The sequence below is a fragment of the Pseudomonas sp. G.S.17 genome (assembly GCF_038096165.1).
Taxonomy (GTDB): domain Bacteria; phylum Pseudomonadota; class Gammaproteobacteria; order Pseudomonadales; family Pseudomonadaceae; genus Aquipseudomonas.
This window is the reverse complement of record NZ_CP151076.1, coordinates 2993546-3012023: the sequence shown is the minus strand read 5'-3', so window position 1 is coordinate 3012023 and position 18478 is coordinate 2993546. Positions and strand designations below refer to the sequence as shown.

24 protein-coding genes and 2 pseudogenes are annotated in these 18478 nt (G+C 57.8%); 16 read left to right on the top strand and 10 right to left on the bottom strand.

The window, feature by feature from the left end:
• The 11 genes and pseudogenes from AABC73_RS13955 to AABC73_RS13905 all read left to right on the top strand — a co-directional run bounded on the left by AABC73_RS13955 (position 1) and on the right by AABC73_RS13905 (position 4786).
• On the top strand, positions 1-318 hold the full coding sequence (locus AABC73_RS13955; RefSeq protein WP_341524082.1) for a hypothetical protein: 318 nt from the start codon (positions 1-3) through the stop codon (positions 316-318).
• On the top strand, positions 315-530 hold the full coding sequence (locus AABC73_RS13950; protein ID WP_341524081.1) for a hypothetical protein: 216 nt from the start codon (positions 315-317) through the stop codon (positions 528-530). The genes AABC73_RS13955 and AABC73_RS13950 overlap by 4 nt, the downstream gene beginning before the upstream one ends.
• The gene (locus AABC73_RS13945) at positions 521-778 is read left to right on the top strand and encodes a hypothetical protein (RefSeq protein ID WP_341524080.1); all 258 of its coding nucleotides are present in this window, start codon (positions 521-523) and stop codon (positions 776-778) included. Before AABC73_RS13950 ends, AABC73_RS13945 begins: the two co-directional genes overlap by 10 nt.
• Positions 768-1052 carry a hypothetical protein gene (locus tag AABC73_RS13940; RefSeq protein ID WP_341524078.1) on the top strand — a complete coding sequence of 95 codons (285 nt, stop codon included), beginning with the start codon at positions 768-770 and terminating at the stop codon, positions 1050-1052. The genes AABC73_RS13945 and AABC73_RS13940 overlap by 11 nt, the downstream gene beginning before the upstream one ends.
• A complete protein-coding gene (locus AABC73_RS13935) occupies positions 1045-1671 on the top strand; it encodes a DUF3164 family protein (protein ID WP_341524077.1) in 627 nt (208 codons plus the stop codon). Before AABC73_RS13940 ends, AABC73_RS13935 begins: the two co-directional genes overlap by 8 nt.
• Position 1672: 1 nt before the next feature.
• Entirely contained in the window at positions 1673-2362 is a 690-nt protein-coding gene (locus AABC73_RS13930; RefSeq protein ID WP_341524076.1) for a DUF2786 domain-containing protein, read from the top strand.
• Position 2363: 1 nt separating this feature from the next.
• Positions 2364-2921, top strand: a complete 558-nt coding sequence (locus AABC73_RS13925) for a hypothetical protein (protein ID WP_341524075.1) — start codon at positions 2364-2366, stop codon at positions 2919-2921.
• Positions 2918-3346 (top strand): regulatory protein GemA, encoded by a 429-nt coding sequence (locus AABC73_RS13920; protein ID WP_083359057.1) that lies wholly within the window; start codon positions 2918-2920, stop codon positions 3344-3346. The genes AABC73_RS13925 and AABC73_RS13920 overlap by 4 nt, the downstream gene beginning before the upstream one ends.
• Entirely contained in the window at positions 3343-3708 is a 366-nt protein-coding gene (locus AABC73_RS13915; RefSeq protein ID WP_341524074.1) for a Mor transcription activator family protein, read from the top strand. Before AABC73_RS13920 ends, AABC73_RS13915 begins: the two co-directional genes overlap by 4 nt.
• A gap of 164 nt (positions 3709-3872) precedes the next feature.
• Positions 3873-4532, top strand: a pseudogene (locus tag AABC73_RS13910) (MFS transporter); the annotation flags it as partial.
• The gene (locus AABC73_RS13905; RefSeq protein ID WP_341524073.1) at positions 4532-4786 is read left to right on the top strand and encodes a hypothetical protein; all 255 of its coding nucleotides are present in this window, start codon (positions 4532-4534) and stop codon (positions 4784-4786) included. The pseudogene AABC73_RS13910 and the gene AABC73_RS13905, both read left to right, overlap by 1 nt.
• Here the strand turns inward: AABC73_RS13905 and AABC73_RS13900 are convergent.
• From AABC73_RS13900 to AABC73_RS13885, 4 genes are all read right to left on the bottom strand, one after another.
• On the bottom strand, positions 4776-5528 hold the full coding sequence (locus tag AABC73_RS13900) for an ABC transporter substrate-binding protein (protein ID WP_341524072.1): 753 nt from the start codon (positions 5526-5528) through the stop codon (positions 4776-4778). The genes AABC73_RS13905 and AABC73_RS13900 overlap by 11 nt on opposite strands.
• A gap of 23 nt (positions 5529-5551) precedes the next feature.
• Complete coding sequence (locus tag AABC73_RS13895; protein WP_341524071.1) at positions 5552-6892, bottom strand: diguanylate cyclase; 1341 nt, start codon at positions 6890-6892, stop codon at positions 5552-5554.
• Position 6893: 1 nt separating this feature from the next.
• Positions 6894-7664 (bottom strand): transporter substrate-binding domain-containing protein, encoded by a 771-nt coding sequence (locus tag AABC73_RS13890; protein WP_341524070.1) that lies wholly within the window; start codon positions 7662-7664, stop codon positions 6894-6896.
• A gap of 121 nt (positions 7665-7785) precedes the next feature.
• Positions 7786-9012 carry an MFS transporter gene (locus AABC73_RS13885; RefSeq protein WP_341524069.1) on the bottom strand — a complete coding sequence of 409 codons (1227 nt, stop codon included), beginning with the start codon at positions 9010-9012 and terminating at the stop codon, positions 7786-7788.
• A 297-nt stretch (positions 9013-9309) separates the two neighbouring features.
• On the opposite strand from AABC73_RS13885, the gene AABC73_RS13880 reads away from it, so the two are divergent.
• Positions 9310-9762, top strand: a complete 453-nt coding sequence (locus AABC73_RS13880) for a helix-turn-helix domain-containing protein (RefSeq protein WP_341524068.1) — start codon at positions 9310-9312, stop codon at positions 9760-9762.
• A 49-nt stretch (positions 9763-9811) separates the two neighbouring features.
• Here AABC73_RS13880 and AABC73_RS13875 read toward each other — a convergent pair whose 3' ends face one another.
• From AABC73_RS13875 to AABC73_RS13855, 5 genes are read right to left on the bottom strand one after another with little or no spacing between them, the layout of a single operon-like run.
• A complete protein-coding gene (locus AABC73_RS13875) occupies positions 9812-11341 on the bottom strand; it encodes a glycosyltransferase family 39 protein (RefSeq protein WP_341524067.1) in 1530 nt (509 codons plus the stop codon).
• Positions 11338-11622 carry a lipid-A-disaccharide synthase N-terminal domain-containing protein gene (locus AABC73_RS13870; RefSeq protein WP_341524066.1) on the bottom strand — a complete coding sequence of 95 codons (285 nt, stop codon included), beginning with the start codon at positions 11620-11622 and terminating at the stop codon, positions 11338-11340. Before AABC73_RS13870 ends, AABC73_RS13875 begins: the two co-directional genes overlap by 4 nt.
• A complete protein-coding gene (locus tag AABC73_RS13865) occupies positions 11619-12362 on the bottom strand; it encodes a glycosyltransferase family 2 protein (RefSeq protein WP_341524065.1) in 744 nt (247 codons plus the stop codon). Before AABC73_RS13865 ends, AABC73_RS13870 begins: the two co-directional genes overlap by 4 nt.
• Entirely contained in the window at positions 12359-13369 is a 1011-nt protein-coding gene (locus AABC73_RS13860) for an SDR family NAD(P)-dependent oxidoreductase (protein ID WP_341524064.1), read from the bottom strand. The genes AABC73_RS13865 and AABC73_RS13860 overlap by 4 nt, the downstream gene beginning before the upstream one ends.
• The gene (locus tag AABC73_RS13855; protein WP_341524063.1) at positions 13366-14694 is read right to left on the bottom strand and encodes a UDP-glucose/GDP-mannose dehydrogenase family protein; all 1329 of its coding nucleotides are present in this window, start codon (positions 14692-14694) and stop codon (positions 13366-13368) included. The genes AABC73_RS13860 and AABC73_RS13855 overlap by 4 nt, the downstream gene beginning before the upstream one ends.
• A 302-nt stretch (positions 14695-14996) precedes the next feature.
• Between AABC73_RS13855 and AABC73_RS13850 the strand changes: the two genes are divergently transcribed.
• The 4 genes from AABC73_RS13850 to AABC73_RS13835 are packed head-to-tail and all read left to right on the top strand — an operon-like array spanning position 14997 to position 17955.
• Positions 14997-16220: a SpoIIE family protein phosphatase gene (locus AABC73_RS13850; protein WP_341524242.1), complete on the top strand. Its 1224-nt coding sequence runs from the start codon at positions 14997-14999 to the stop codon at positions 16218-16220.
• Positions 16213-16782, top strand: coding sequence for a SiaB family protein kinase (locus tag AABC73_RS13845; protein ID WP_341524061.1), 570 nt, complete (start codon positions 16213-16215; stop codon positions 16780-16782). The genes AABC73_RS13850 and AABC73_RS13845 overlap by 8 nt, the downstream gene beginning before the upstream one ends.
• Positions 16783-16801: 19 nt before the next feature.
• Positions 16802-17188 carry a DUF1987 domain-containing protein gene (locus tag AABC73_RS13840; protein ID WP_341524060.1) on the top strand — a complete coding sequence of 129 codons (387 nt, stop codon included), beginning with the start codon at positions 16802-16804 and terminating at the stop codon, positions 17186-17188.
• Between the two features lie 14 nt (positions 17189-17202).
• Positions 17203-17955 carry a GGDEF domain-containing protein gene (locus AABC73_RS13835; protein WP_341524059.1) on the top strand — a complete coding sequence of 251 codons (753 nt, stop codon included), beginning with the start codon at positions 17203-17205 and terminating at the stop codon, positions 17953-17955.
• Between the two features lie 71 nt (positions 17956-18026).
• On the opposite strand, the pseudogene AABC73_RS13830 reads toward AABC73_RS13835, so the two are convergent.
• Positions 18027-18293, bottom strand: a pseudogene (locus AABC73_RS13830) (ABC transporter ATP-binding protein); the annotation flags it as partial.
• Positions 18294-18478 lie beyond the last annotated feature (185 nt).

Below are 18478 nucleotides of genomic sequence, written 5' to 3'. Positions count from 1 at the left end.
ATGACTCATCTTTCCTTGGTGCCAGCCCGGCCTAAGCCACGACTGAGCCTGTTGGCTCCCGAGTTTCAGCCACTGCTTTCGACATTCAATGACCTGACCCGCGATATCCGCAACGCTGGTGTCGCGATCCAGGCGCTTCGATTTCTCGACAACCGCATCGTGGTATCGAGTGACGATATCGACGTCATTGCACGTCGCTTTGCGCACGAAATTCGCAGCCAAAGCAGCAAGACGCAGGGTGGCGAAACGCGCCACTCGGTCAAGATTCGCGGAATCTGCGTCACATGGTTTTCCCTGGTGAAGGAGCAAGACCAGTGAGTGCTAACTATCAAACGTTCGTGGTGAAAAACCCGAAATCTGTCGAACTGCAAACCCCGATCCATGGTGGTCAAGTTGTTGCCTGGGCTGATGGGCACGCATTGACCGCCCTGGGCGCGCTCGAAGACTTCGTTCGCAGCCTGTCCTATGGCGACATCGAAAACCCCGAACAGGCCGCTATTGAGCTGATGGAGCGCATGAAATGGGCGTAAGCACTCGGCAAGTCACCGACCAATATCTCCTGCTGCAGGGGCGTCAGTTCGCGCTCGACCTTGTTGAGTCTTTTGGACAGCAACTTTATAGCGCCAAGGGCATTGCAGACGCGGTTAAGCGGCTTTCTGCCGCAACGGAAAACAAACCAGAGAGCTACGCCCTGGGCATCAACAACATCGTCGACGTGCTCAAAAACGCGAGCAACGACTTGCCCGAATCGTCAGCTGGAGAAGCCCGTGAAGAGTGAATCCTTGGGAAACGCCATTACCGCGATGCGCGCGGCGGTTCAGTCCGACACCCCGACTATGTTCTGGCGTGAGGCGATGGATCATGTCGTCGTGCTTCTCGAAAATATTCAAAAATCGCCGAGCATCTCGGCGCACTTAGATCCGGCAAACGGTTGCGAGAACTGCGCTATGGATCTGGCTACATGCGATTGCGTAGAACCCAAGCCCGTACGATGGACGATTAGCCCAAGCCGCGACTGCGCCACCAACAGTAAGGATGAAGATAATGAATGACTCCCCAAACCTTTCAGTGCCTGCGGGCTTTTGGCAGGACGCCCAAGGCCGTATGGTTCCCGAAAGTCTGATCAAGCCTATCGATATAGAGCGTGATCGCCTGGTTCGTCAGTTGGTGGGCTCCGCCAATAAACTCAGCGGCGAGCTGGCCAACCTCAAAGCCGCCGCGTTCGGAGATATCGAGGCTTTTATCGAACTGAGCGCCGAGCAGTACGGCATTACACTTGGTGGAAAGAAGGGCAATGTCACCCTTTATAGCTTCGATGGCCGCTTCAAAATTCAACGGTCGGTGCAGGAATCGATCGCTTTTGACGAAAGACTGCAGGCGGCACGCGCCCTGATCGACGAATGTCTGCGTGACTGGACGCAGGGAGCGCGCCCAGAGGTGGCCACACTCGCCAACGACGCATTCCGCACCGACTCCCAGGGCGAAATCCGCACCGCCCGCGTGCTTGCGCTGCGCCGCTTGGATATCAAGGACGAACGCTGGCAGCGAGCAATGCAGGCGATCGGCGAAGCGTGCCAGGTGGTCGGCTCCAAGTCCTATATCCGCGTGTATGAGCGGATCGGCGAGTCCGACCAGTATCGTGCCATCAGCCTTGATATTGCGGGGGTGTGACATGGAAGAGAACCGCATTCTCGACAAGATCAAAAAGTGTTTGGAGATGGCCAAGTCCAAAACCAGCAACCCTCATGAGGCTGAGACTGCCCTGCGCCAAGCACGCCTGCTGATGGAGAAATACAACCTGGAGCAAGGTGATGTCCTTGCCAGCATGGCGTGCGAGGTTTCAATACTCGCAGGCTCTGAAGGTCCACCGCCTGCATGGCGAGTTCGACTTGTGCAGGTCGCCACGCTGGCCTTCGGCACCAAGGTGATCGTTACCACCGGCAGGTTCAGAGCCGCACGTTTTCTCCTGATCGGCTGCTCAGCAGCACCAGAATTGACCGGTTACGCCTATCAAGTGCTGGCCCGCCAGCTGCAAAAGGCGCGACGTGAGTACCTAGATACTCAGAAGCGCTGCAAACGATCCACGAAAGTGGCTCGCGGCGATGCATTTGCGAACGCCTGGATCGATGCGGTACTGATAAAAATCGATGCTTTTGCCGGTGTTGAGGACAATATCGCTGAGGCAATCGAGGCGTTTGTGAAGAAAAACCACCCAGGGCTGGAGAGCTTCGAAGTCAAGCGTCGAAAACTCAAGTCACGCGATGAGGTTGCCGCAGATGCTGGCTATCAAGCCGGTCAGTCTGCCCAGTTGCACCAGGCGGTGAATCACCAGCCTCGTGCCCGCTTGACTGCAGGAGTCTGAGATGCGCGTTCAATGCCCTTGCTGCGGCGAACAGTTTCCACTGGAAGCCGGGTTTCTCGATGACGAGGGTAAGCGTCTGGCTGCTCAGTTTGCCGATATCGAGCCGCGCCTGGGTCGAGCGATACTTGGCTACTTGCGTTTGTTCAGTCCGGCCAAGCGTGGGCTGCGCACCACTCGGGCCATCAAGCTGGTTGAGGAGCTGATGACCGCCATCAACGCTGGGACGGTTACTCGCGATGCCAGGACCGCCGAGGCGAAACCGGCCAGTCCGGCTATGTGGACGGCTGGGATTGATCAAATGCTTGCCCAGCGGGAGCGGCTTAGCTTGCCGCTGGACAATCACCATTACTTGCGGGCCGTGGTGTTCGGCATTGCCAATGATCCTGCGCTTGCCGCCAAGGTGCATCAGTCGGAACCCAAGAAGGTCAGATCCCGCATGACCGCGCAGCAGCTACACCAGGAGCAAATTGGCAGGATCAACAGTGACGTGTTGCTGGGGATCCTGAGTAAAGAGGACGGTGAGGGCCGCATCGCAGCATTACTGGGAGCAGAAGCATGAAGACGGACGAACGCTTGAAGCTGATCAAGCTTATCCACGTGGCGCGACGTGAGCTGGGCATGGATCGCGACACATACGGCCTCATGCTCAAAAGCATGAAGGGATTGGGCGGTGCGACATCCACGGCCGATCTGAGCGTTCCAAACCTTAGGTTGGTTTTGGAACAGCTCAAATTGAAAGGCTTCAAGGTTCGTCCAAACAAAAAACCAGCGCGCACCTTGGCAGCTGACCCGCAAGCACAAAAGATCCGGTCGCTTTGGCTGGAGCTACACGAGATGGGTGTTGTTCGAGACCCGTCTGAAGCCGCATTGGCAAAGTATGTGATGACCATGGCCAAGGTGCAGGCGCTGCAATGGCTGACAGTCCCGCAGGCGAGCCATGTAATTGAAACCTTGAAACAGTGGATGGGGAGAGTCCAGCAATGAGCACGATCCGAGGTAGTGACCTTTTGAGCGAGACAGTCGCGCCGATTGCGAAGGTAATCCAGCAGACGCTGGGGGTTAACGCGGAATTGGCAGAAGCAACGAGCATTGAGATTACGATGCTCTTCGCTCACCTTTGGGGCGGCCAGGTGGTCTATGTCCCCAAAGGCGTTTGCATCCAGGCGTCGAAGCTGCATCAGAAGATCTTCGATGACTGGACTGGTCGAAATCACCATGAAGTGGCAACAAAGCACGGTGTGTCGGTCCAGCATGTTTACGCAGTAGTGAAACGGATGCGCCTGGCAATTATTGCCCGAGACCAGCACGATCTATTCGCGCCGCCAGAAGAGGAAGAGCTGCCCTAGATAGTAGGATTTACACCCCGGCCAGCACCATCTGGCCGGGCTCCCCAGAATTGCACCTCGCGCAACGTTATTGCAGTACCCATCCCACTCGCAACCACTATCCCTCGCTTTATCCCGCAATTATCTTAGTTTCCCCTGTGGATTTATCTCAGTCCTAAACAGCGTGGGTGCTGATCAAGGTGCCGGACTACCCTGGCCAATCCTCCTCACAGCGCATGGCGTTGCGTCAGGTCTTTTTCGCACCCGGCGTGCGCTCGGTGCTGGGGGTCGTCTTCACCTGGATGCTGGCTCACAACATTCTTTATACCTACGTCGCTCCCTTTGTTTCCCAAGCTGGGTTGGCGAATGACGTTGATTTGGTATTGCTGGCATTTGGTGTTGCGGCGCTGGTGGGCATCTGGATAACGGGGCGGCTGGTTGATTGTCATCTGCGCAAGACAGTGTTAGCCAGTCTCGCAACCTTCGCAGCGGTTTCGGTTTTCTTTGGCTTGTTTTCAGGTTCCGCCTCGGCCATTTACGTCGGGGTTTTTATCTGGGGACTGACTTTCGGTGGTGCCGCGACGCTTTTGCAAACCGCGCTCGCCGACTCAGCCGGGGAGGGCGCTGACGTAGCGCTTTCGATGAATGTCGTTGTCTGGAACAGCGCTATCGCAGGCGGTGGCCTACTGGGTGGTGTTTTGCTCGGCCTGTGGGGGGTAGGTTCTTTTCCTTGGGTCTTATTATTGCTGCTACTGCTAAGTCTGATCATTGCGTCGCGAGCGCGAGTCCATGGCTTCGCAAAAGGTGATAGGCAGTCCAGTCAAATGGTCGCCGGTCATTGTTAATGCCCTCGCTGCAACGTGATTTCCGTGCGCGATTATTACGCACACGCATCGATCAAACATTGCAAAATCAAATAAACCAAGAGATGCAGAAGATCGTTTCAAGTACGCTGCCTCAAGCGCTTGTAAAGTCGACCCTGGAGCTTTGGAACGCACAGCAGCGGGATGGGTTAAACCCGTCAGTCGAGGCCAGTGCCAAAGAACGGGAAGCGGTAACTGAAAATATAGGCCTCAGGCAACAGTCGCTCAGTTCTTGAGCTTTGAAGGACGATCTTCATTCATTATTCGAGCCACTGCCCCTGAGGCTTCAAGCTGCTCGAATGAGCGCCGGACCTGGTCGACCATTTCGTCCGATGTGCCTCGACTGAACGCCATGTATATCCTGGCGGGCTGCTCGTCGATCGAATAGATTGCCTCCAGCGAGTCAAATTCTACCTGCGCGGCTTCACTGACCAGACGTGCTGCGGGCTCTGACATCGGGAGTAGCTGGACTTGCTGATTGAGCAGTTTTTGAAAGTTATCGCGATTATCGTTTGACACAACCAGGCGAGTGAACCCTTGCAGCTCCAGGAAAGTCTGCTTGGTATCGTTACGCACCACGCCGACAGTGTAGCGTTTGGCATCTTCAAGGCTGTTCAACGTAATACCGGTGCGCCCACGTAATTTGTAAAATTTGATCGTAACCCTGTGGATCTCGCCCACCCACTTGAACAACTCTTCGCGGATCGCGGTACGCGTCAAGGGATAGATCAGGACGTTAGGCTCATGCAAAGCCTTTTCGTAGGCCCGTGCCCATGGGTATAGCGTGAGGCTATAGTCAGTCAGCGCGGCGCCTCGCAAGGTTTCTTCGACAATGCGAGTACCCGGACCGACGATCTTGCCGTCACGAGGGTACGCGTACATAGAGTCTTCGGTCACCACTTCAATCCCCTCAGCGTGGGACTGCAGGCTGACTAGAGCGAGGAACACGCATGAGCAGAACGTCAGACGAGAATGCATACAGACCTCATGGCCACACTGGTTTATAAGACGACGCGATTGCGTCCTTGAGATTTGGCCCGGTACAGCGCTTGATCGGCGCGTTGCAGCAATTGGTCGAAATGGTCCATGGTCTGGGGTTCCAGCTCGGCGACTCCGATACTCAACGTCACAAAGGGAGACACTGCCGAGCCGCTATGTGGCAATTCTCGCGCAGCCAGGCTCGTGCGCAGTAGTTGCGCAGCGTTGTAGGCCTGTTTGGCATCAATGTTAGGCAAAACCACGACGAATTCCTCGCCGCCTATTCGGGCGGCCAGTTCGCCAGAGCGTCCGAAGACGCTCCTCAGGGTCGCAGCGACCTGTTTCAAGCACTCGTCACCCAGCATATGGCCGTAGGTGTCGTTGTAAGACTTGAAGAAATCGACGTCGCACATGAGCACCGCCAGCGGTGTTTTGTGACGCATGGCGCGGCGAAACTCCACTTCCTTCAGTTCGTCGAAATAGCGACGGTTGGCCAGCCCCGTCAGCGGGTCGTGACGTGACAGGGCTTCGAGAGACTGATTGGCGGCCTTCAATTGCGCGGTACGCGCTTCAACCAGTTCGGCCAAATGATCGCGGCTGGCGGCAATGGCCAGTTCATCTGAATGTTGGCGCTCCAGGTGGGCGCGAAGATTGTCCTGAAGCTCATTCACTTGGGATTCGAGCAGGCCCAGCTCGTCCTGGCGCCCCACCGAGCGTTGCAACTTGAGGTGATTCCCGAGCGTTTGTGGCACGAGCCCACCCAGATGCCGCGCGATGTGTACGACGTGTACGGTCACCAATCGATTGAACATGGTCATGACTAATCCAGCCAGCAACAACGACTGGATCACTTGCGTAATAACGATGCTCCGCGCTTCGCCCCAAAGACGCGCCCAAAGCAAATCAGCATCGCCTTCGATAGTCAGTTCGCCGACAATTTCGTGTGCTCCCGCATAGGGCTGGGCAACGAGCTGGCGATGCAGCATTGGCGCCTTGTCCGACGTGGCGTCGGTATAGCGATTGAGTTCGATGACTTCAGGCAATTGCCCGGGGCGCAGGATGCTCAGCACCACGCGCCCGACCGGCGCGGCGCTGGCGACGCTGGCGAGTTGCTTGTTCAGCGATTCGCGGTCCATTTCCCAAATGGCATGGGACAGGGTGTTTTGGAACACTTGATCGATCAGGACGAGTTCCGAATTCATCTCCTTGAGATTACTTTTCCACGCCATCCAGGTGCGCAAGGAGACCATGGCCACGGTAAAGATCAGACAAAATAAAAGCGTCGCCAGTACCAGGCGACGTCCTAGCGAGCTGAACCTGTTGCCCTGAGGTTCTTGAGCTGGACGCTCGAGATTACCCTCCATGTCATAACCACTTGCGCATGATGGCGTCGTAAACGCCATTGCGACGGATGGTCTCCAGGCCTGAACGAAATTTTTCAACCGTCTGGGCTGGCGTGCCCCGGCTGAACGCCATGCTCAAGCCTTCCTGACTGGTGAGCTCTGGAAGCGGCAGGGAGCGGATCAACACCTTTTCAGGGTCTTCACCATTCTGGCGGGTCAGGTACAGCGCGTTGAGTTCGTTGGAAATCCAAAGTTCGACGTGATCGACCTTGAGCTTGCGGTAGTTGTGTTCGTACTTGTTACTCGACTGCAGTTGCGCACCGATACGAAAACCTTTTGAAATCAGATATTGCTCCCCCACATCCTGATTGACCGTGGCGATTTGATGACCGCGGGCATCGTCTAGCGAGTTAAGTTTTATCGGCCGCTCGGCCAATGAGAATATGTACCACTGAGTCGGCGCAATCGCCCCTACCCATTGAAAAAGCTCTTCTCGCTCAGGCGTGCGGGCAATTGAATAAATCAAGACATTGCTTTCATTAAGCGCCAGCTCGTATGCACGCGCCCAGGGCATAGGTTGGATCGAAGCTTCGATGCCAATTTCCTTGAGTACAGCCTGAACCACTTCGGTGCTCATGCCAGTCAACTGGCCATTCTGCGTCATGTTGTAGGGTGGCAACTCTTCCGTGATGATCCGCAAAGCGGGCTCTGCGACGGCGCTCGGCGCAAACTCGCTGGCTGCCAGAAGCATCAGGGCGCTAAACATCAGTAGGCGGTTGAGCGGCGAAGCCATAGACGTTTACCCTGGTTTACTCATAGAGGCGGACGAGGCCTGGAGCCGCCGACTTACTATTTATCGGCTGAGCTAGCGCGCGCTTGAGTCGCCTATGGAAACCGGAATCACATCGCTCTGGTTAGCTGGGTTGGGGCGCCGGGTTATTACTGACATTACGCCCCAGCACAAGCACCGTCACAAAACCGCAGCTCACCAGGGCCGTGGCTAAACTCAACAGCACCGAGCTTCCCAGTTGATCGACGATCTGCCCACCGAAGAACGAGCCCAACGCAATAATCACCTGGAACAAGGCGACGAACAGTGGCATGCCGCGTTCGACATCCTTGGGCGCGACGACAAACATCCAGATGCTGGCGCAGGCCGGGAAGGCACCGAAGGCGAAGCCCCAGAGCGCGATCAGCATCGCTGCGCCGGTCATGCCGGTGGCGAAATAGGGGAACAGGGCGGTGCTGGTGCCGATCATCAGTGCGACCAGCAACAGGGTGTGACGCACGCTGCGGTTGGCAGCGAAACCGGCGAAAATATTACCCATCACCCCGGCCAAGCCATACAACAGCAACAGTGAGCCAATAGTCGGCCCATCGAAGCCGGCACTTTGTTTGAAGAAGGGGGCTACATAGGTGTACGCGGCAAAGTGCGCCAGGCCAATCAGCAATACAGCGATCAATCCAACCCGAGATTGTGGATTGATAAACAAAGCCGGCAGGTCACTGATGCGAATGGCCTTGTCCGGGTTGAGGCGCGGTAGCAGGAAAATCTGCGCCAGTAGCACTGGTACACCCACCAGCGCGGTTACCAGAAAGGTCATGCGCCAGCCCATCAGACCACTCAGCCAGGTGCCGACGGGCACGCCCAGGACGGTGGCCAAGGTCACTCCGACCATGATGATCGAGGTGGCCTGCGCTACGCCCACTCCCTTGGGCGCCAGGCGACCGCTGAGGGCAATGGCCGTAGCCCAGAAACCGCCGATGCTGATGCCCAGTAGTACGCGGCCGAACAGCAGCAGGCTGAAGTCGGCGGCGTAGGCTACGACCGAATTGGCGATGATCATGATCAGCGTCAGGCCGATCAGCAGATAGCGACGGTCCATGGCGCCAATGCCCACAGACAGTAAGGGGGCGGCGAGGGCGGCTGCTATGCCGGGCAGGGTTACCATCAAACCGGCATGGCCTGCACTGATGCCGAGGTCGCTGGCGACGTCGTTGAGCACGCCCACCGGGAGAAACTCACTGGTAACCAAGGCGAAGGCTCCCACGGCGACCGAGAGAATCGCCAGCCATTGCTGTTTGACACTCTGCTGATTATGTTCGGGTAGACCTCGAGGGGCCTGGCTGGCGCTTGGCATAGTGCTGGGTTCCAGAGGGAAATGTCGCCTGAAGACAGGCGTGGGGGCGGGGAGCAACGGGAGGCGAGTATATGAGTCAGTGCTGGCAACCAGACAGGCAGGCAATTCGATAGTAAACATCAGCGCAATCGATGAGACGCCCTTAGGGCAGCCCCCGCTTTTGACCGGAAGCGGCCATCGGCCCCAAGGTAATCGACGCCGACAGAGAGAAATCAATAAGACGGTAGTGATCGCCTTGACGGGCAAGTCAGAAGTAGAAATTTACTTGCGACAAGCAAGCGATGGTAAGCTCCGGCCATGAAAACGACATGTAAAGCAGACATCCGGTCCCATTGCGCAGTGAACTACGGCGTGGAGATCTTCGGCGACCGGTGGTCGCTGCTGATCATTCGCGACATCATTTTTGTGGGTAAAAAGACGTATGGCGAGTTCCGGAAGTCGGAAGAGGGCATCGCGACCAATGTCCTGGCCTCCCGCCTTGTCTTTCTTGAGCAGCAAGGAATTCTCTCGAGGGCGCCCAGCCCCGACGACGGGCGCAAGGATTTCTATACGCTGACCGCGAAGGGTCTGGATCTCATTCCCATCGTGCTTACCATCGTCCTCTGGAGCGCGAAGCACGATTCGGAGTCGTACGTGCGGCGCCGCGAGGCGTTTGTTGCCCGATTAAGTCAAAACCCCATGCAGGTCAGCGAAGAAGTGAAGGCGCTGGTTCGCAATGGCGGATGTATCTTTCCTGAGATCCGGGAATGAGCAGGACGGCAAACGCGACCGAATGATGCACACATCACGTTTTGGTCCGTCAACGGCTGTTCGGACCCCAGACGAAGCGATAGACGGAAGCAGGGCTGGCCGGCCGACATTGGCCGTTGTCGGCGTCGACGCCAACAATGAACCAGTCAGCCCGGGAAGTCTGGCCCAGCGGGTAGGCCTTGTCCTGGATAAAGCATTTGCTCAGTTGCGCACCAGGTACCAGCGCATAGGCGCTTGGGTGCGCTTGCAACCAGCCGGCGGCCTGTTCAATCGATAGCGTGTGGGCGAAACCGAAATGCACCAGAGGCTGGCGTGCATAAAGCCAGTGACCTTCGCGCCAGTTGACCAGCACCAGGTCGGCGCCATGGGTCAGTTCGGCGGCTTGTTCCATCAGGCGCTGATGAGGATTGTCGCCCTCCATGATGGGCTCGATGAACCCGCGAGCGAACCAGAGGCTGAACCAGGCCGCAGTTACGCCGAGAAAAACTCGCCGGGCCCAGGCGCGGTCGGCGAACCAGTGCCGCAATAGCCAGGGCACCAACGGCGCTGCGACCAGTACCAGACCGGGCAGCGCCGGGTAGATGTAAATCTTGCGCTTACCGCTGGAGAGACTGAAGAACAGCAGCACCAGCAATACCCAGCCAAGCAGAACCAGCACCCGGCCGTCGCGCTTGGACAGCTGTCGGCGCCAGGCCGGGATCAGCCAGGGCAGCGCCAGCACCAGCGGTAACCAATATTGCGGGATGACCTTGACGACGAAGTACCAGAATGGCTCGCGGTGGTCCCAGGCGCTGGCATAGCGATTGGCGGTCTGATGCAGGAGTATCTCGCGAAGATAGGCAAAACCTTCCGGCCCGCCGTCGCGCAACACCGAGATGACCATCGGCGCCAGCCAGAGGCAACAGGCCAGCAGCACGACCAGCAGGCCAAGCGCCCAGCGAGCAGCCTGTCCGGGCATTGCCACCACGCCATGCCAGCCCTTGCGCACGGCATAAGCATAGGGGATCAGCATCAGCGCCGGCACGAAACCCACACCTTTGCTGATAATGCCCAGGCCCATGGCTGCGCAACCCAGGTAGAACCAGCGCCAGGCCGGCCCTAGCAACAAGTGGCGAACCAGTCCATAGAAACCCAGCGCGATCCACAGGCACAGGAAACTGTCGATCTGGCCGGTGCGCAGAATGCTGTAGGTCTGATAAGTGGCCAGGAACAGCAAGGCCGCGTAGCGTCCGGTGCGTCGGTTCCATAGACGATTGCCCAGGTCGTAGAGCACCGCGGTGGTGGTAGCGGCCGACAGCAAGCCCGGCAGGTACAGAGCGATTTCCGGTCGGCCGGTCAACCACGTAAAGAACGCTACGGTCCACATGAACAGTGGCGGTTTGTCGGCGTAAATTTCTGCCGCCCGGTGTGGCACGAACCAGGAACCGCTCTGCAGCATTTCCAGTGCGACGCCCAGAAAGCGTTCCTCATCCACATTCTGTGCCTGGCGCAGACCGAGTCCGGCACCGATCAGCAGCACGGCAAACACGACCAGCAGCCATCCTTCGAGGCGCAGCGAAAGGGTAGGTCGCACCGTCATGATTCCTTGAGTGACTTGGCTTGTCGGTTGATTAGCTGAAGGTTGCGCAGGTACACCACCAGGCCGAAGGATTGGCCCGCGATGAATACCGGGTCCTGGCGATAGATGGCGTAGACCAGTAACAGGGAACTGCCCAGCATGCTCAGATACCAAAAGCCTACCGGGATGACGCTGCGCTTTTTGAATTCGCTGTACAGCCATTGCAGGACGAAGCGGCCGGTGAACACTGCCTGCCCGACAAAACCGAGGATCAGCCAGAGGGTTGCGCTATCGAGTCTCATGGGTTCAGCTCCTGAGGCTGGCTGTTCAGCCGGGTGCGGCGGATTAGCCACCAGACGCCGAACAGGTCGAGAATGCCGACCAGCGCACGGTCCAGATTGCCGTAATTGGACACCCCGGCCTGGCGATGACGATGATTGACCGGATGGATCAGCATGCGGCCGTTGTGGCGCTGGATCAGTGCCGGAATAAACCGGTGCATATGATCGAAATACGGCAGGCGCAGGAAAGCCTCACGCTCGATCAGTTTGAGGCCGCAACCTGTATCGGGCGTGGAATCCTTGAGCAGGCGGCTGCGCAGACCGTTGGCGAATCGCGAGGCCCAGCGTTTGCTGGCGGTGTCGCGACGGTTCACCCGGTGCCCGGCCACCAACTGGATGGCATCGGCGCGTCCTTCCCGAGCACGCACCAGCTGCAACATGCCGGGAATGTCTGCGGGATCGTTTTGCCCGTCGCCATCGAGGGTCGCCAGCCAAGTGCCCCGGGCAACCTGAGCAGCGCTGTAGATCGAGGTGCTTTGCCCCAGCGAGCGCTCGTTTCGCAGAACCCGCAGTTCCGGAAAGCCGCTGTCCATCAGCGCACGCAGCACCCGCAAGGTGTCGTCGGTGCTGCCGTCGTCAATCACCAGCACTTCATAGCGTTCCCCGGACAACGCGCTGCGGACCTCCGCCAACAAAGTCGGCAGGTTGTCGGCTTCGTTCTTGGCGGGAATCACTACGGAAAGATAAATCGGCACAGTCATTGGTGTCCCTGTTGTGAAGATGGCAGGCAGACCTGGACCTGATAGTGCTCGCAGTACCAGGTGACAAAGGCACGGACGCCGGCGTCGAGCGACACCTGCGGTTGAAAGTCGATCCATCGCGCCAGGGCGGAGACATCGGCCCAGGTTTTCAGCGCATCGCCAGCCTGCATCGGCAGCTTGCGACGTTCTGCGCGCACACCCAGCGCCGTTTCCAGGCTATCGACGAACTCCAGCAACGTGACCGGCTGACCCCGGCCGATGTTGAAAAGTTGATGAGGCGGGATGCTGTCGACAGCGACGGGAGGGCGCAGACGCAGGCGCAGAATGCTTTCGACGATGTCATCGATGTAGGTGAAATCCCGCGCCATCTGCCCATGGTTGTAGAGCTCGATAGGCTCCCCAGTGAGCATCGCTTGGGTAAATTTGAACAGGGCCATGTCCGGGCGACCCCACGGGCCGTACACCGTAAAAAAGCGCAAGCCGCTGGTCGGCAGGCCGAACAGGTGCGAGTAGCTGTACGCGGTCAGTTCGTTGGAACGTTTACTGGCGGCATACAGTGACAGCGGGCGGTCGACGGCATCCTCGATCTGAAAGGGCATGCGCTGGTTGGCGCCGTAGACCGAGCTGCTCGAGGCGTAGATCAGATGCGCCGGGCGATGCTGCCGACAGGCTTCGAGCACATTGACGAAGCCGACCAGATTCGACTGGACGTAGGCGCCTGGATCCTCCAGCGAATACCGCACACCGGCCTGGGCCGCCAGGTGTATGACCTGTTGGAAGCCGTGACGCTCGAACAGCGCCGACAGACCGGCAAAGTCGGTGATGTCCAGACGTTGAAAAGTAAATCCCGGCAGGCACTGCAGCCTGGCCAGACGGGCTTGCTTGAGCTCCACGCTGTAGTAGGCGTTGAGGTTGTCGATGCCGACCACTTCAACGCCTTGCTCGCACAGTTGCCGGGCGACGTGGAATCCGATAAAACCGGCGGCGCCGGTCACCAGTACCGTCACGGCCGGGCCGCCTGCCCACGACCAATGCCGTAGTACGTCAGTCCGGCGTCACGCACCTGTGTCGGGTCGAAAAGGTTGCGGCCGTCGAATACCACTCGGTCACGCAGCTGTTTACCGAGTCGATCCAGATCCAGCACCCGGTAATCCTGCCATTCGGTAATCACCACCAGCGCATCCGCACCCTCCAGTGCGTCTTCCTTGCATGGCGCCAGATTCAGGTCGTTGCGCGAGCCATATTGCCGCTGGATGGCCTGCATGGCTTGAGGGTCATGGGCCTGGACCTGCGCGTCGGCGGCCCACAGCGCTTCGAGCAAGGCAAGGCTGGAAGCCTCGCGGATATCGTCGGTATTGGGCTTGAAGGCGAGCCCCCAGACAGCGAAGACCTTGCCCTTTAACGCGCCTTGATAATGCGCGTGGATTTTCTCGAATAGACGGTGTTTCTGGCGGCGGTTGACCTGCTCCACGGCGCCGAGCAGAGGAGCTTCCATGCCATGCTCCTCGGCGGTCCTGAGCAGGGCGTGCAGATCCTTGGGGAAACACGAGCCGCCGAAGCCGCATCCAGGGTAGATAAAGTCATAACCAATGCGCGGGTCGGCGCCGATGCCCAGCCGCACCTGTTCGATATCGGCGTCCAGTCGTTCCGCCAGGTTGGCCATCTCATTGATGAAGGAGATCTTGGTCGCCAGCAGGCAGTTGGCCGCGTATTTGGTCAACTCGGCGCTCCGGGCATCCATGACCACGAACTTCTCGCGGTTACGGCTGAAGGGCTGGTAAAGCTCGCGCAAGCGTTCCAGCGCCGCCGGGCTGGCACCGCCGACGATGATGCGGTCCGGGCGCAGGCAGTCGTTGACGGCCGAACCTTCCTTGAGGAATTCCGGGTTGCTGATCACTTCGAAGCCTTCATCGCGTCGCGGGCTCGCAGCGATTTCGAGACGCAGGCGGTCGACGGTGCCCACCGGCGAAGTGGATTTATTGACGATGATTCGCGCACCTTCGGCATGCCTGAGCAGCGAACGCAGCACGGTGAGCACCTGACTCAGGTCAGCGTGGCCGTCGGCTTGCAGGGGCGTGCCGACCGCGATGAATACCAGTTCAGCAAAGCGACTGCCTTCGGCTTCGTCGGTGGTGAAGTACAGCCGTTTGCTGTCCAGTCCGTTGCGCAGCAATTGCGCCAGGCCAGGCTCGAAAATAGGACAGATACCATGGCGCAGGGCGTCAATACGCTCCCGATTGACATCCACGCAGCAAACCGTGTGGCCCACTTCGGCCAGGCAGGCGGCTTGGGTGAGGCCTACATAACCGGTTCCGAACACTGTCACTTTCATCTGTCCGCTTTCCTCTGATCCACAGAACTTTCGGCGTGCCTGGCGGGTGTATGACCAAGCGCTGCAAGATGAATGTCACAAAGGTGTGAAGGAACGATGACGCCTTGAGCTCATTGAGCGCTGTTCGATATGCGGGGGGATAAATCGATGCCGATTGCGGGGGCTTCAGGGACGCGGACAGCTATCTAATCGCGCAGCAGGATAAAGCGCGCACTGTAATATCACTTTAATATCAGTGTGTCAGGATACGAGCTTTAGTCAGCCACGATGACGTAAGCATGCAGGCAGAACAGTTCACATTCATGCGACCAACGCTGCCCAGGGATCATCGCTGTGCAGATGATTTGTGCAACGAGGTGCCCGGCATCGACTCGGACAGCACTAACATCAAGGTCATGGATCTCTTCACCGCGCATCGCGAGATGGTGTGCCTGGCCGTGGTCGAGGGCGAGCGACCCATCGGGCTGATCAATCGAAATATCTTCATGTCGCAGATGAGCAAGCCATTTCATCGCGAGCTGTATGACCGCAAGAGCTGCATTGCGTTTATGGACAAAGAGCCCCTGGTGGTCGATTCCAGGATGAGTATCGAAGAGCTGACCTTCAAGACGGTCGAGTTTGGCGAAAAAGCCCTCGCCGACGGTTTCATCGTGACGCGTGAAGGCCGGTTCGCAGGTCTGGGCAATGGTTTGCAATTGATGGCGGTGGTGGCCGCCATGCAAGCGGAAAAGAATCGTCAGATGATGCAGAGCATCGAGTACGCAAGCGTCATTCAACGCGCGATGCTCAGAGCTTCCCGCGATGCATTGGCCTCGACGCTGGATGACGCTGCGCTGTTGTGGGAACCACGCGATGTAGTGGGCGGCGACTTCTATCATTTTTGTGCGTATCCCGAGGGTTGGTTCGGGGCAATAGCCGATTGCACGGGGCATGGCGTGCCGGGCGCCTTCATGACCTTGATTGCGTCTTCATCGCTTACCCAGGCGTTGGGGCAACTCGGGCCTCGCAACCCCGCGGCGCTTTTGTCGGCCGTGAACCGTGGCGTGAAGGGACTTCTAGGGCAGGTCGATGGACTGGACGGCACACCAGAATCAGATGATGGACTGGATGCGGCGTTTTTCTGGTTCGATAACGCCACGCAGGTGCTGAGTTTCGCAGGGGCGCGAATGTCGCTGCACGTATTGCATCCGGACTCGGAACAGCTTCAGACCCTGGTCGGCCAGCGGATGGGGGTCGGCTACGTCGATAGCGATTACGACTTCGAGTGGGTTCCCGCTGCCATGGCTATGTTGCCTGGCAGCATGATCTTCATCGCCACCGACGGGCTTACCGATCAAATCGGCGGCCCTAAAGGCATTGCATTCGGCAAGCGCAAGGCGTTCGACACCATTCTTGAACATCGTGCCCAACCTTCGGCAGCCATCTGTGATGCTATAAAAAATACGCTGCTTAACTGGCAGGGCGAGCAAACCCGTCGGGATGACTTGACCCTATTCTGTGCCCGCCTCAGGAATAACAATGCTTAATTCATCTACCGCTCAGCAGGACGGCTCATTCTTCGAATTGGCCAGCCGGCAAAACGTGATTTTCTATCACAAGGGCTACTTTTCACACCACGTCATTTCCGCAATGGCTGAGGTTGTGAAACTTCAGTTGGAGATTTCTGGTGTCAGCGGGCCAACGAGACGCAAGTTGTTTTCGTCGTTCGTCGAGCTCTCGCAGAATATTATTCATTATTCCTCCGACGCTCTTGGCGCAACTCATTCCGAGAACTCAGTGCTTCGCCAGGGTGCCGTTTGCATCAGTACCGACGGCGAGCGGCATCTGATGCTTTGCGCCAACCCCATTGCGACGACAGATGTCGAGCGCCTGCGAGAAAAGCTGGAGCCGCTGCGCAGCATGTCACTTGAAGAAATCAAGGCCGCTTACAAGGTAACGTTGCGTTCCGAGACGCCGGCAGACAGCAAGGGCGCCGGGCTGGGCTTCCTGACCATGGCCCGCGACGCAAGCGCACCTTTGGAGTTTGGCTTTCACCCGAGGGAGGACGATCCCGACACCACGTTGTTCTGCCTCAAAGCGATTATTTGAAATGAGTGGCCTATCTAGCATGGATAATTTCTACATCGAAGCAACCGCAACTTCGCCGGAAATCGATTTTCGCTTTGATCAGGATCTTCTTTCGATGAAGGGCGAGTCATATCCGGAAAATGCCGCTGCTTTTTATGCGCCTGTTGTGCAGCAACTACGTGCTTTTCTGCTGGAGCGAGCCAGCGCAACCATCACCGTGAATATCGCACTGGCCTATTTCAATAGTTCCAGCACCAAAATCCTCTTCAATATTTTCGATGCTCTGGATCAATCTGCCCAGGCTGGAAACCGCATCGAGGTGAACTGGTATCACGACGAAGAAGACGAAACGATTTTTGAATTCGGCGAGGAATTGAAGGCTGACTTCACGGCGGTCACGTTCAACGACCATCCAATCACCACTTGATGAGGATGACGGTCATGTCAGCTTCAGTCACACCCATTTGCGCTTCGATTGACGCGGTTCCGGACCTTTTTAAAAACGAGACGGACGCCCTCGAACATGCCCGCTCGGTCCTGGCCGTGACGGATGCCGAGGCATCAACCTACAAGCGATCGCTGGCTGATCTGGCTTCTCATTACGAACGACTGATGCGCGAAATGCGCCGGTTGATCGGCAGAAGCGACCGCGCCGAGCGAGAAATGAATTTGCTCAATACGCAGTTGCAGACGCTGGCGGGCCAACTTGAATACCGGGCCACTCACGACGCCCTGACCGGAATACTGAATCGCGGGGCGATCATCGATCTGGCTGTCCAGGCGCTGCAGAAAAACGGCGCTGTGCTGGTGGTGCTGGACATCGATCACTTCAAGCAAGTGAATGACGAGTTTGGTCATCCGGCCGGCGATGCGGTCATCCAGGGGATTGTCGGCTGCCTGCGCGAGGTGGTCGCAGACATTGGAAAGATAGGTCGCGTGGGGGGCGAGGAGTTCACCGTCTTGATTACCGGCGAAGACCTGGAGCGTGGACTGGAACTGGCAGAAGCCATGCGTGACGCGATTGCCAACCATGTATTTGCCGATCCGGTAAACCGCCAGATCACCGCGAGTTTTGGCGTCAGCGCGAGCACCTCCGGGACGACCTTTGATACCGCTTACGGCGCGGCTGACGCTGCGCTTTATCGCGCCAAGCGTGGGGGGCGAAATCGGGTGGAGCAAGCTGAAAAGTTGTGATGTTGAGGTAAGCGAATCACGCTGGCTTCTACCAAGTCGTCTGGCGAAGCTGTGTCTGCCGGCCTATTCAATCAAGCGCTCAGCTTTTTCCCTGGCACCGCAGCCAGCAGTTCTTGGGTATAGGCCGCTTGAGGGTTTTTGAACACATCGTCGGTCGTCCCTTGTTCAACCACCTGACCGTTACGCAGCACCAACACGTGATGCGCGACGTTGGCCACCACCGCCAGATCATGCGATACGAGCAGGTAGGCCAATCCCTGTTCGGCCTGCAATTCGGCCAGCAGGTCGAGAATATGTGCTTGAACCGAGACGTCCAAAGCCGACACTGGCTCATCCAGAGGCGTAACGGCAGAAACGCAAGCCAGGGAACGTGTGCTCATGGGCAATCATCAGTCAGGAGTGAGGGCTGACGCGGGAATGTCCCGGCAGGTTTACTAAGACCGTAATCTTATGACCAAGAGCTGTAAAAGGCTTTTTTGATCTAAGCTACTTAGGTGTTTGTTGAATGAAGAGATTGGATAAA

Bases quoted from the DNA above. Each gene is read 5' to 3' on its own strand.
- AABC73_RS13955 (WP_341524082.1), top strand. From the start codon at position 1: ATGACTCATCTTTCCTTGGTGCCAGCCCGGCCTAAGCCACGACTGAGC.
- AABC73_RS13945 (WP_341524080.1), top strand. From the start codon at position 521: ATGGGCGTAAGCACTCGGCAAGTCACCGACCAATATCTCCTGCTGCAG.
- AABC73_RS13935 (WP_341524077.1), top strand. From the start codon at position 1,045: ATGAATGACTCCCCAAACCTTTCAGTGCCTGCGGGCTTTTGGCAGGAC.
- AABC73_RS13930 (WP_341524076.1), top strand. From the start codon at position 1,673: ATGGAAGAGAACCGCATTCTCGACAAGATCAAAAAGTGTTTGGAGATG.
- AABC73_RS13925 (WP_341524075.1), top strand. From the start codon at position 2,364: ATGCGCGTTCAATGCCCTTGCTGCGGCGAACAGTTTCCACTGGAAGCC.
- AABC73_RS13920 (WP_083359057.1), top strand. From the start codon at position 2,918: ATGAAGACGGACGAACGCTTGAAGCTGATCAAGCTTATCCACGTGGCG.
- AABC73_RS13915 (WP_341524074.1), top strand. From the start codon at position 3,343: ATGAGCACGATCCGAGGTAGTGACCTTTTGAGCGAGACAGTCGCGCCG.
- AABC73_RS13905 (WP_341524073.1), top strand. From the start codon at position 4,532: ATGCCCTCGCTGCAACGTGATTTCCGTGCGCGATTATTACGCACACGC.
- AABC73_RS13900 (WP_341524072.1), bottom strand. From the start codon at position 5,528: ATGCATTCTCGTCTGACGTTCTGCTCATGCGTGTTCCTCGCTCTAGTC.
- AABC73_RS13895 (WP_341524071.1), bottom strand. From the start codon at position 6,892: ATGGAGGGTAATCTCGAGCGTCCAGCTCAAGAACCTCAGGGCAACAGG.
- AABC73_RS13890 (WP_341524070.1), bottom strand. From the start codon at position 7,664: ATGGCTTCGCCGCTCAACCGCCTACTGATGTTTAGCGCCCTGATGCTT.
- AABC73_RS13885 (WP_341524069.1), bottom strand. From the start codon at position 9,012: ATGCCAAGCGCCAGCCAGGCCCCTCGAGGTCTACCCGAACATAATCAG.
- AABC73_RS13880 (WP_341524068.1), top strand. From the start codon at position 9,310: ATGAAAACGACATGTAAAGCAGACATCCGGTCCCATTGCGCAGTGAAC.
- AABC73_RS13875 (WP_341524067.1), bottom strand. From the start codon at position 11,341: ATGACGGTGCGACCTACCCTTTCGCTGCGCCTCGAAGGATGGCTGCTG.
- AABC73_RS13870 (WP_341524066.1), bottom strand. From the start codon at position 11,622: ATGAGACTCGATAGCGCAACCCTCTGGCTGATCCTCGGTTTTGTCGGG.
- AABC73_RS13865 (WP_341524065.1), bottom strand. From the start codon at position 12,362: ATGACTGTGCCGATTTATCTTTCCGTAGTGATTCCCGCCAAGAACGAA.
- AABC73_RS13855 (WP_341524063.1), bottom strand. From the start codon at position 14,694: ATGAAAGTGACAGTGTTCGGAACCGGTTATGTAGGCCTCACCCAAGCC.
- AABC73_RS13850 (WP_341524242.1), top strand. From the start codon at position 14,997: ATGCGACCAACGCTGCCCAGGGATCATCGCTGTGCAGATGATTTGTGC.
- AABC73_RS13845 (WP_341524061.1), top strand. From the start codon at position 16,213: ATGCTTAATTCATCTACCGCTCAGCAGGACGGCTCATTCTTCGAATTG.
- AABC73_RS13840 (WP_341524060.1), top strand. From the start codon at position 16,802: ATGGATAATTTCTACATCGAAGCAACCGCAACTTCGCCGGAAATCGAT.
- AABC73_RS13835 (WP_341524059.1), top strand. From the start codon at position 17,203: ATGTCAGCTTCAGTCACACCCATTTGCGCTTCGATTGACGCGGTTCCG.